Raw genomic sequence first — 7,166 nt, forward strand, 5'->3', positions numbered from 1 at the left:
CTTGTCCGGATGTCTTTAAAACGCCCGCCGGGTTGGCGGGCTTCGAGGGATTAGTGGTGCGGCCAGTGCTGCGCCAGTTGTGAGGTAAGGTTTAGCGCTTTGCGGTATTCCTCATCCAGTCGTGTAATCAATTGGTCGATTGTGGGCTGATCATTGATTTCTCCGACACCTTGGCCAGCAGACCAGACGGTCTTCCAGGCTTTTGCTTCGTCGGCGAGGGGTTTGAGTTTTACCTCACCTTGTGTTTTAAGCGCTGCGAGATCAAAACCGGCATTTTCGAGACTTTGGCGCATAAAACTGGCGGGTACCCCTGATACGGCCGGGGTGTGAATGATATCGGCAGCCTGAGAGGCCAAGAGCATTTCTTTATAAGCGTCAGGTGCATGGCTTTCTTGGGTGCTGATAAAGCGTGTCCCCAAGTAGGCAAGGTCAGCACCGATTACCTGCGCCGCCAGGATTTCGTGTCCATGGTTCAAACAGCCAGCAAGCAAGATGGTTTTATCGAAGAACTGACGAATTTCGGCGACCAGTGCAAATGGGCTCCAAGTGCCCGCGTGGCCACCGGCACCTGCTGCGACTGCAATCAGTCCATCTACACCCGCTTCTGCGGCTTTTTCGGCATGCCGTCGCGTGGTGACATCGTGAAATACCAGCCCGCCGTAGCTATGGACGGCATCAACGACTTCTTTAACGGCGCCCAGGCTGGTGATCACGATGGGCACTTTGTGCTCGATGCAGATCGCCAGGTCAGCCTGTAGCCGCGGGTTGCTGTTGTGCACAATCAGATTTACGGCATAGGGGGCGGGGTTATCCAATGTGGCCAGACCCGCTTCGATTTCTTCAAGCCAGGCCTTGAAACCGCTGCTCTCGCGTTGGTTGAGTGCAGGAAAACTACCGACAACGCCATTGCGGCAGCACGCCAGTACCAGTTGAGGATTGGAAATCAAAAACATGGGAGCGGCGACTACCGGCAAGCGCAGGCGTTTATCAAGCAGAGCGGGCAGTGACATTGGATAACCTCGGGGGATAAGTTGAAGTCAGAACGGTTTGACCACCACCAGAATGACGATGGCCAGTAAGAATAAAACAGGCACTTCATTGAACCAGCGATAGAACACGTGGCTGCGTTTGTTCTCGCCACGGGCGAAGCGTTTCACTTGCGCGCCGCACATGTGGTGGTAGCCGATGAGCAGAAATACCAGTGTCAGTTTGGCGTGCATCCACCCTTGGCTGAGAAAGCCTGGAGCAAGGTAGAGCAGCCAGCCGCCGAAGATGAGTGCGGCGATCATGGCGGGGCCCATGATGCCGCGATACAGCTTGCGTTCCATGAGGCTAAATCGTTCTTTACTGACGGAATCTTCGCTTTGAGCGTGGTAAACAAAGAGGCGGGGCAGGTAAAACAGGCCAGCAAACCAACAGACGATGCTGATGATGTGGAAGGCTTTGATCCATAGATAAAGCATTTTTAGTTATTCCCAGGTTCACGGTAGATCAAATAGTAGTAGTAGAGCGTTCTTGAGTCACCTTGATGGTTGTCGCAGGGGCGCGCTGTCCCTATTATCGAGGGCTTTCCAGTGGGTTCGTTGAGGGCAGGTTATGGTCAAGGTCGGTATTGTCGGCGGCACGGGTTACACCGGTGTCGAATTACTGCGTTTGCTGGCACAGCATCCGCAAGCTGAAGTGGTTGTTATCACTTCTCGATCCGAAGCGGGCCTGCCTGTTGCCGATATGTATCCCAACCTGCGAGGGCACTATGACGGCCTGGCTTTCAGTGTTCCGGATACGCAAACACTGGCTGCGTGCGATGTGGTGTTTTTTGCCACACCTCATGGTGTAGCCCACGCGTTGGCGGGCGAGTTGCTGGCCGCCGGTACCAAGGTTATCGACTTGTCCGCTGACTTCCGATTGCAGGATGCAGATGAGTGGGCCAAATGGTATGGCCAGCCACATGGTGCACCAGAACTACTGAAGGAAGCTGTATACGGTCTGCCTGAGGTTAACCGCGAGCAAATCAAGCAGGCCCGACTGATTGCTGTGCCAGGTTGCTACCCTACCGCCACTCAGTTGGGTTTTTTGCCGTTGCTGGAAGCGGGGTTGGCCGACACCTCGTTGTTGATAGCGGACTGCAAATCTGGCGTTAGCGGCGCCGGTCGCGGTGCAAGCGTCGGTTCGCTGTATGCCGAAACCTCAGAAAGCATGAAGGCTTATGCCGTAAAAGGGCATCGTCATTTGCCTGAAATCCGCCAGGGTTTGCGCCGTGCAGCGGGTAAGGATGTTGGTCTGACCTTCGTCCCTCATTTGACGCCGATGATTCGCGGTATTCACTCCACGTTGTACGCAACCGTGGTTGATCGCTCGGTCGATCTGCAGGCGTTGTTTGAGAAGCGCTATGCCGGTGAGCCTTTTGTGGATGTGATGCCTGCCGGCAGTCATCCGGAAACCCGTAGCGTGCGCGGCGCCAACGTGTGCCGTATCGCGGTACATCGTCCGCAAGATGGCGATCTGGTGGTGGTGCTGTCGGTTATCGATAATCTGGTCAAAGGTGCATCGGGGCAGGCAGTTCAGAATATGAACATCCTGTTTGGCCTGGATGAGCGCCTGGGACTGTCCCACGCGGGGATGTTGCCTTAGACGCCGTTGCAAGTACCAAGCTGCAAGTGATGAGCGATCTCAGCTTCTCGCTTGCGGATTGTTGCTGAAAACTTGCCGCTGCTCTTCAAATAGTTGACCGCTTTTCTAGGAGAAGCGGATAATGCGCGTCATCACGCATTATGGCGGCATAGCGCCGGGAGATAGTCAGCATGAGCGTCGAATCCTTCACCCCCACGGCTTTGCAATTCACCGAAGGTGCTGCGCACAAGGTGAAGAGCCTGGTCGATGAAGAGGGTAATGATCGTTTGAAGTTGCGCGTATTTGTTACGGGTGGCGGTTGTTCCGGTTTTCAGTATGGCTTTACCTTCGATGAAGAAGTGGGCGATGACGACACCCTGGTTGAGCGCGAAGGCGTGAGCTTGGTGGTCGATCCGATGAGCTTCCAATACCTGGCGGGTGCCGAGGTGGATTACCAGGAAGGTCTGGAAGGCTCGCGCTTTGTCATCAAGAACCCGAATGCGACCACGACGTGTGGTTGCGGATCATCGTTCTCGATTTAATTGCGCAGTACAGGTAACACACTCAACGCCGCGTCGATTCGCGGCGTTTTGCTGTCTGCTGCTTAAGCGGGGTAGATCGCGCCCAGAACGCGCAGGCCATGTGCGCCTGTGACGCTCGGGCGATTGGCAGGGATGTTTTCAAGGCAGCAATGTGCAAGCCATGCAAAGGCCATGGCTTCGACCCAGTCAGGATCTACGCCTTTGGCTTGGGTGCTGCTGACCTGTGTGTGTTCGAGCAATTGAGCCAGGCGAGTCATCAATGCGGCGTTATGGGCTCCTCCGCCGCACACGAGCAGTTCGCTGGTGCTGGGTTGAGCCGCTTGCAGTGATTGCACGATAGTCTTTGCTGTAAGTTCCAGCAGGGTTGCTTGAACATCTTCGGCGGTGAACGCTGGTAGCGCGTCAAGATGATTCGTTAACCACTGAAGGTTGAATACCTCGCGCCCGGTGCTCTTCGGACCCTTTGTTTGAAAGAAAGGATCGCTTAGCAATGTGTTGAGCAGGAGGGGTTCTACCTTGCCGCTTGCCGCCCACTGGCCATTTCGGTCATACAATTCATTTCGTTGTGCTTGTATCCAGGCATCAAGCAGAACGTTGCCTGGCCCGCAGTCGAATCCCGCCACTGGGTGAGCTGGCGTTATCAGGCTTAAATTGCTGAAGCCTCCTACGTTCAATACAGCCCTATGCCCGGCTTCTCCGGTAAACAAGGCCTCATGGAAGGCTGGAACCAGCGGCGCACCCTGGCCTCCGGCGGCTACATCGCGACGACGGAAATCACTGACAACGCAGATGTTAGTTAGCTCTGCGAGTAGTGCTGGGTTGCCGATTTGCACAGTGAAGCCCTGTGCGGGCTCGTGCCGGATCGTCTGACCGTGACTACCAATGGCGCGGATGGCGTCTGGAGTCAGGTGTTGCTGGGCGAGCAGGGTGTTGATGCCTTGTGCGGCGAGCTCGACCCAATGGTTTTCAGCGATAGCGCAGCGGGCCACTTCGTCTGGGCCGCTGCTGCACAAGCCCAACAGTTCAGTACGCAGTTCTGGCGGCATAGGGGTGTAGTGGGTGGCGAGCAGTGTAATGCTCGCCCCCAGTTCGATAAGCGCAATGTCCAAGCCGTCAAGACTGGTTCCGGACATCACACCTATATAGAGGGCCATGGCTTAGCGCTTGCTCGAGGCCAGAAGCGTGGCCTTTTCCTGATTCATGCGTGCCATTAACGGCTGGCTTTGCTGCAGGAAACGTGTGCGTTCGGCTTTCGCGATAGGGTCAGCCATTGGAAGCTTTTGGCCCAATGGATCAACGTGTACGCCATTGACCTGGAACTCATAGTGCAAGTGTGGCCCGGTGGAAAGACCGGTGGTACCGATGTAGCCGATCACCTGTCCCTGCTTCACTGCTCCGCCGGTTTTGATGCCTTTGGCGAAACCTTGCATGTGGCCGTACAGGGTGCGGTAAGTATTGCCGTGCTGAATGATCACGGTGTTGCCGTAGCCGCCACGACGACCAGCAAGCAGCACTTTGCCATCGCCGGTGGCCTTGATTGGGGTGCCGCGTGGTGCTGCGTAATCAACGCCTTTGTGAGCGCGAATCTTGTTCAGGATCGGGTGTTTGCGACCTGAGGAGAAGCGCGAGCTGATGCGGGCAAAATCAACCGGAGTACGGATGAAGGCTTTGCGCATGCTGTTGCCTTCAGCGGTGTAGTAATTGCTGTTGCCTTGCTTATTGGTGTAACGCACTGCGGTGTAGGTCTTGCCACGATTGGTGAAGCGGGCGGAGAGAATGTTGCCAGTACCAACGGTCTTGCCGTTGATGACTTTCTGCTCGTAGATAACTTCGAATTGGTCGCCGGGGTGTATGTCCTGGGCGAAGTCGATGTCGTAGCCAAAGACCTTGGCCATGTCCATGGTCATGCTATGCGGCAGGCCTGCGCGCTGCCCGGAAGCAGACAGCGAGCTGGTAATGACGCCATGTACATAGGCTGAGCGCACAGTCGGCTGCGCTGTTACGCGCCGAAAGGCGTAGCCCTTGGCGGTTTTGCTAAGGGTGATGGTTTCAAGATCACTCACTTGGCTGTGCAAGTTGCTCAATTGGCCATCAGGGCTCAACTCAAACTCTAGCTTCTGGCCATGTTTGAGTTGGCTGAATTGCTTGGCTTGTTTGTCGCTGGCCAAAATTTCATGAACGGACGCGGCAGGCAGGCCTACTTTTTCGAATAAAGTAGAGAGCGTATCGCCTTTGGCAACTACGACTTCTCGATGATTCGGGGCTTTTGGCTCTTCGGTTTCTACTGTCGCGACCGGTGCGTCGTCTTGCTGTTCTATTTGAGCAAAGGGGGATGGATTGGCTTCATTTGCAGCTTGAACGAGCTCGGTGGTGCCTTGATCTTGTGTCAGTTGCTCTGCTGGGGATTCTGGTTCGAGGTTTAAGGTTGTTCTTTTTGCTTCTACTTCGCTCGACGGGAAGACCAGCAGGGCCAAGCTTAAAAGGGCGGCGATACCACTTGCTGCGAGCAGGTGGGTCTTCGGATAAAGCGGTGGCGCTTTAGGCGGTTGACTGGTCATAGATAATTTGACTTTGAATAAAGGATGAATTGGAAAAGATGACTGACACGGTAAAGATGAAATAACTGTATAAAATATAACCAAATCACCCTTGAAGCAAGTCTGCAAGCCTTTACCGGACGGATAGTTGCCGTATGCCGGGCAGAACTTGTAATTAGTCTCTGATCTTGTATGGTTGGTTCCCTTTGAATTTGAGCCTTACGGGTCTGATATGAAGTCGGTTGAAGAGCAGCTAGCGCTAATCAAGCGTGGTGCCGAAGAGGTACTGGTCGAGTCTGAATTGGTCGAGAAACTCAAGCGCGGCCAGCCGCTGCGTATTAAGGCAGGATTCGACCCGACGGCACCTGATCTGCACTTGGGTCACACCGTACTCATTAATAAGCTGCGCCAGTTCCAGGAACTGGGTCATCAGGTGATCTTCCTTATAGGTGATTTCACCGGGATGATTGGTGATCCAAGCGGCAAAAGTGCAACGCGTCCTCCGTTGACGCGTGAGCAGGTTCTCGATAATGCCGAGACCTATAAAACTCAAGTCTTCAAGATTCTGGATCCAGCAAAGACCGAGGTGGCTTTCAACTCCACCTGGATGGATCAAATGGGGCCGGCTGATTTTATTCGGCTGACGTCCCAGTACACCGTTGCTCGCATGCTTGAGCGCGATGACTTCGATAAGCGCTATACCACGAACCAGCCAATCGCAATTCATGAATTTCTTTACCCGTTGGTGCAGGGTTATGACTCGGTTGCATTGAGAGCTGACGTTGAGTTGGGTGGTACCGATCAGAAGTTCAATCTGCTGATGGGGCGTGAGTTGCAGCGCGGTTACGGTCAGGAAGCTCAGTGCATCGTTACGATGCCGCTGCTTGAAGGGTTGGACGGTGTTAAAAAGATGTCCAAGTCTTTGGGCAACTATGTAGGCATTCAGGAAGCGCCTGGCGTGATGTATAGCAAGCTGGTGTCCATTCCTGATGCGTTGATGTGGCGCTATTTTGAGTTGCTGAGTTTTCGTTCGATGGACGAGATCAATGCGTTCAAGGCTGAGGTTGAGGCGGGGGCTAATCCGCGCGATATCAAAATCAAGCTGGCTGAAGAAATTGTTGCTCGGTTCCATGGTGAGGATGCTGCTGCCAATGCTCATCGTGGTGCGGGGAACCGGATGAAGGATGGTGAGTTGCCAGATGATCTACCAGAGATCGAACTGACTGCAGCTGAGGATATGCCGATTGCTGCCGTCCTTAATAAGGCCGGCCTGGTTAAGAACTCTGCAGTTGCTCGGGATTTACTGGGCTCTGGTGGTGTGCGTATAGATGGTGAGGTGGTTGATCGCACCTATATATATGCATTGGGTTCGACCCATGTCTGCCAGGCTGGCAAGAAGGCTTTTGCACGTATTACGTTAAAAGCTGAATAAATCTGAAATAAGTGCTGGACGGCGCATTTTATTAGCCTATAATGC

The 7,166-nt window shown here is 54.2% G+C and carries 7 protein-coding genes; 3 read left to right on the forward strand and 4 right to left on the reverse strand.

Annotated features, from left to right (window positions below; translation table 11 throughout):
* Positions 1–50: 50 nt before the first annotated feature.
* Positions 51–1,010, reverse strand: a complete 960-nt coding sequence (locus RHM56_RS25865; RefSeq protein WP_322237300.1) for a nitronate monooxygenase family protein — start codon at positions 1,008–1,010, stop codon at positions 51–53.
* A gap of 27 nt (positions 1,011–1,037) precedes the next feature.
* Positions 1,038–1,463: a protoporphyrinogen oxidase HemJ gene (gene hemJ / locus RHM56_RS25870; protein WP_322237303.1), complete on the reverse strand. Its 426-nt coding sequence runs from the start codon at positions 1,461–1,463 to the stop codon at positions 1,038–1,040.
* A 133-nt stretch (positions 1,464–1,596) separates the two neighbouring features.
* Here hemJ and argC point away from each other — a divergent pair, with 133 nt between their 5' ends.
* Together argC and erpA are read left to right on the forward strand one after the other, a co-directional pair.
* Positions 1,597–2,631, forward strand: a complete 1,035-nt coding sequence (gene argC / locus RHM56_RS25875; RefSeq protein ID WP_322237305.1) for an N-acetyl-gamma-glutamyl-phosphate reductase — start codon at positions 1,597–1,599, stop codon at positions 2,629–2,631.
* A 170-nt stretch (positions 2,632–2,801) separates the two neighbouring features.
* Complete coding sequence (gene erpA / locus RHM56_RS25880) at positions 2,802–3,152, forward strand: iron-sulfur cluster insertion protein ErpA (protein WP_322237307.1); 351 nt, start codon at positions 2,802–2,804, stop codon at positions 3,150–3,152.
* A gap of 62 nt (positions 3,153–3,214) precedes the next feature.
* Here the strand turns inward: erpA and RHM56_RS25885 are convergent, their stop codons facing one another.
* Both RHM56_RS25885 and RHM56_RS25890 read right to left on the reverse strand, forming a co-directional pair.
* A complete protein-coding gene (locus RHM56_RS25885; RefSeq protein WP_322237310.1) occupies positions 3,215–4,306 on the reverse strand; it encodes an anhydro-N-acetylmuramic acid kinase in 1,092 nt (363 codons plus the stop codon).
* A 3-nt stretch (positions 4,307–4,309) separates the two neighbouring features.
* Entirely contained in the window at positions 4,310–5,710 is a 1,401-nt protein-coding gene (locus RHM56_RS25890) for a peptidoglycan DD-metalloendopeptidase family protein (RefSeq protein ID WP_322241870.1), read from the reverse strand.
* Positions 5,711–5,921: 211 nt separating this feature from the next.
* Here RHM56_RS25890 and tyrS point away from each other — a divergent pair, with 211 nt between their 5' ends.
* The gene (tyrS, locus tag RHM56_RS25895; RefSeq protein WP_322237313.1) at positions 5,922–7,121 is read left to right on the forward strand and encodes a tyrosine--tRNA ligase; all 1,200 of its coding nucleotides are present in this window, start codon (positions 5,922–5,924) and stop codon (positions 7,119–7,121) included.
* Positions 7,122–7,166: the final 45 nt, after the last annotated feature.

The organism is Pseudomonas sp. CCC3.1, from assembly GCF_034347405.1.
In the GTDB taxonomy this organism is placed as follows: domain Bacteria; phylum Pseudomonadota; class Gammaproteobacteria; order Pseudomonadales; family Pseudomonadaceae; genus Aquipseudomonas.